This is a genomic window from Frankia sp. Mgl5 (assembly GCF_023242985.1).
Lineage (GTDB): Bacteria > Actinomycetota > Actinomycetes > Frankiales > Frankiaceae > Parafrankia > Parafrankia soli.
On sequence record NZ_JALKFY010000165.1, the window covers coordinates 1 to 263 of the forward strand.

1 protein-coding gene is annotated in these 263 nt (G+C 52.9%); it reads left to right on the forward strand.

The annotated features are described in order from the left end of the window. The coding region (locus tag MXD62_RS40260; protein WP_368862344.1) for a S8 family serine peptidase at positions 1-263 on the forward strand (263 nt) is incomplete at both ends.

The following is a 263-nucleotide window of genomic DNA, read 5'->3' on the forward strand; positions in this document are numbered from 1 at the left end:
TCCATTATCGTGCGCTCTCTACATGGCCCACGTATCTTCCTCCGTACTTCACGGCTAATCTGAAGGGTTACGCTCTTCTGCATGGCACATCGATGGCTGCGCCCAAGGTATCGGGAATCGCAGGCGTCATCAAGTCGGTTCATCCTGACTACAGTCCGTCCCGGGTAGCCGCTTTGATCCGGAAAACGGCTGAGGATTTGGGCAAGAAGGGGCAGGATAAGCTTTTCGGTTCTGGAGAGGCCAATATTTACAATGCGTTAAAG